Annotated in this window: 4 protein-coding genes; 1 reads left to right on the forward strand and 3 read right to left on the reverse strand. The window is 63.1% G+C overall.

From position 1 onward, the window contains the following. Window positions 1–58: 58 nt before the first annotated feature. Window positions 59–598, reverse strand: a complete 540-nt coding sequence (locus tag BN1127_RS03540) for a hydrolase (RefSeq protein WP_042648517.1) — start codon at window positions 596–598, stop codon at window positions 59–61. Window positions 599–682: 84 nt separating this feature from the next. After that, window positions 683–1,069 carry a VOC family protein gene (locus BN1127_RS03545; RefSeq protein WP_042648518.1) on the reverse strand — a complete coding sequence of 129 codons (387 nt, stop codon included), beginning with the start codon at window positions 1,067–1,069 and terminating at the stop codon, window positions 683–685. Window positions 1,070–1,411: 342 nt separating this feature from the next. Here BN1127_RS03545 and BN1127_RS03550 point away from each other — a divergent pair, with 342 nt between their 5' ends. Then, window positions 1,412–2,233: a MetQ/NlpA family ABC transporter substrate-binding protein gene (locus BN1127_RS03550; protein WP_042648519.1), complete on the forward strand. Its 822-nt coding sequence runs from the start codon at window positions 1,412–1,414 to the stop codon at window positions 2,231–2,233. A gap of 74 nt (window positions 2,234–2,307) precedes the next feature. Here BN1127_RS03550 and BN1127_RS03555 read toward each other — a convergent pair whose 3' ends face one another. Continuing rightward, window positions 2,308–2,970: a phosphatase PAP2 family protein gene (locus BN1127_RS03555; RefSeq protein ID WP_231557433.1), complete on the reverse strand. Its 663-nt coding sequence runs from the start codon at window positions 2,968–2,970 to the stop codon at window positions 2,308–2,310. Window positions 2,971–2,972: the final 2 nt, after the last annotated feature.

A 2,972-nucleotide genomic window follows, 5' to 3' on the forward strand; every position in this document is an offset into this window, starting at 1 on the left:
GCCACCCCGAAGGCGATGAGGGCAAACATCAGGGGGGCCATGTTGTCCATCATGACGGTCACTTCACCAGGGCCAGGATCTGGCGAAACGCCGGATGGCGGCAATCCCCCATCAGCTCGTAGAGACACATCTCCACCGAGGTGAGGGATGCGCCCCGGGCCGCCAGCTGGCCGATGGCGAGCTCCCGGTTGGCGGCAGTGCGGGATGACACCGCATCCACCACCAAAGAGACCCGGGCGCCGCTCGCCAAGAGCCCCAGCACGCTCTGGTAGACGCAGATATGGGCCTCAATGCCGCACACCAGCCAGTGGCTGACCCCGGTTCCGGCCAGGGCATCGGCGACCGTCGGCTCCCCCAGGGCGCCGAAGCTGTATTTGGCCAGCACAAAGGTGCCCGCCTGCAGCGGCTGCAACTCGGGTACGGTGGTGCCGAGCTTGTCCGGGTTCTGCTCCAGCCAGATGACCGGTAGGTCCAGCGCCTTGGCTCCCTGCACCAGCCGGGCCGTGTTGGCGATGAGCGAGTCGCTCCCCTCCACCAGACGGGCCAGCTTGCCCTGGATATCGACCACCAGCAGGCCGGTGTCGCGGCTTTCAAGCATGATTTTCTCCTTTGTTTGTGGCGAGCTTCCCGGCCCCGAGCTCAAAGACGTCGGGCTCCTGCTGACAAGCTGCACGGCGCCTCTTCACGCGCTCGCCATGCCAGGGGGGTCAAGGTAGGCCAGGGCCTCTATGTTGTTGCCGTCCGGATCGCGCAGGAAGGCGGCGTAGTAATTGGGGGCATAGTGGGGGCGCAGCCCCGGCTGCCCGTTGCAGACAAAGCCGGCCCTGACGCCAGCTTGATGAAACTCATCCACCTGCGCCGCGCTGCTTGCCGCGAAGGCGAGATGGCAGGGGGCACCCTGTTCGCCCCGCTCTATCAGGAAGCGCACCTTGTCGTGACCAACGCGGCCGAAACCTGCGGCGTCTTTGTCTGCCCATTTGACTGCTATCAAGAGGGGCGCCAGCACGGTTGCATAGAAGCGTCGGCAGTCGTCGACGCGCACCACCTTGATTTCAACATGATCGAACACGGTTACTCCTTGTTCTGTCTGTGGGCTGAGTAGGCTCTTGGCACCCGGATCGGATCCCATGATGATGGGTATCGAATGACCACAATAAGCCGGTTTTGCGTCAAGCGGGGAGAGTGCAAGCCGCATAACTGCGTGCTCTGTCAAAGATTTCTCATCCAGGGGCCGGATGGGCTTTGCCTCTCTTTGGCCAAGCTTGCCCGGTTTTGTTGCTTGGCGAAGGGAAAAAGCTCTGTTATGGTGTCTCTAGATAGCCATTTGGATGGCTAGATGGTTGTGGTGTCGGCCTTCATGATGACACCCGCAGCCCAACCATTTTGATGATCACCTCGACAGGGAGTTTCTATGCAGCGTCGTTCCTTCTTCACCCTCTCCGCCCTCGCGCTGCTCGCCAGCAGCCTGCCGCTGTCCGCCTTTGCCATCGATGAGGCGAAGAAAGAGATAGTGATAGGCACCACGGTCGGGGACTTCGCCGACATGGTGACCGACTCCATCAAGCCGCAGCTCGAGGCCAAGGGTTACAAGGTCAAATTGGTGGAGTTCACCGACTACGTGACCCCCAACATCGCCCTGGCGGACGGGTCGCTGGACGTCAACTGCTTCCAGCACAAACCCTATCTGGAGAGCTTCTCCAAAGACAGGGGCCTCTCCCTGGCCCCCATCACCCAGGTGCCGACCGGCCCCATGGGGCTCTATGCCGGCAAGTTGGGGGAGCTCAAGGTCCTGAAAGAGGGGAGCACCGTCGCCATTCCCAACGACCCTACCAACCAGGCGCGGGCCTTGCTGATGCTGCAGGACCTGGGCTGGCTCACCCTCAAAGAGGGGATCAACCCCCTCAAGGCGAGTGAATTCGATGTGGTGAAGAACCCCCACGACATCAAGCTGGTGTTGCTGGAGGCGGCGCAACTGCCCCGCTCCCGTGAAGACGTGGACTTCTCCGTTATCAACGGCAACTTCGCCGCCTCGAGCGGGATCCCGTTCAGCACGGGTCTCTTCCTGGAACGCAGCTATGACTTCATCAACTGGGTAGTGGTCAAAGGGGCCGATGCGGACAAGCCGTTTGCCAAGGATGTGGCGGCGGCCTACAACTCCCCCGAATTCAAGGCCTATGCCGCCAAACGCTTCGTCGGCTACAAGTACCCCCAGAGCTGGCAGAGCCAGAGCTGAGAGCAGAGCCAGGGCTGAGGGCAGCACCTGCGATCAAAAACGGGCACCAGGGTGCCCGTTTTTTATTTGGGAGGTCAGTAATGGCGCAACCACCAGCGGGCGGCAACGAGGGCGGTGAGGCTGCCAAGCAGGGCGCTCGCCAGTACGTCCAGGGGCCAGTGCATGCCGATCAGGGTGCGCGACAGGCCGATGCCGATGGCCCAGAGCGGCAGCAGCCAGACCCCGGCGGGGGCCCGGGCCAGCCAGATCAGCCCGAAGAACTGGGCCAAGCTCATGGCGGCGATGCTGTGGCCGGAGGGGAAGGCGTAGTTCACCTCCGTCTGCCAGTGGTGGCCGAGCCAGGCGGGCAGCGCCAGCAACTGGGTCGCGGCATGGACCTGTTCGCTGCGAAGATCCTGGTTGCCGGCATAGAACTGGCGGATGGCGGGGATAAGCTCCTGGCTCTCCAGCCAGAGCAGATAGGGCCTTGGCTCCTCGGTCAGCTGTTTGATCAGGCTCTTGATGATCCAGTCGCTCGCCAGCGTGGCAAAGAGGGCGCCCGCGAGGGCCAGCAGGGCGGTGTGGCCGAGTGTCAGCTTGTGTCGGGTCAGCAGCAGCAGGGCGGCGATGGTGATGGCAAGGCCGGGCTGGTCCACCATGCGGGTGAGGGCATAGGGCCACCAGAGCCAGTCCGATTGCAGGGCACCCGTCATGAAGGGCTGCCAGGGCAGGCAGACGAGCAGCAGCAGCGGCAGCAGCA

The sequence above is a fragment of the Aeromonas media genome, from assembly GCF_000819985.1.
Classification (GTDB): domain Bacteria; phylum Pseudomonadota; class Gammaproteobacteria; order Enterobacterales; family Aeromonadaceae; genus Aeromonas; species Aeromonas media.

Excerpts from the sequence above, each read along its gene's own strand:
- BN1127_RS03540 (WP_042648517.1), bottom strand. The coding sequence starts at position 598 with ATGCTTGAAAGCCGCGACACCGGCCTGCTGGTGGTCGATATCCAGGGC.
- BN1127_RS03550 (WP_042648519.1), top strand. The coding sequence starts at position 1,412 with ATGCAGCGTCGTTCCTTCTTCACCCTCTCCGCCCTCGCGCTGCTCGCC.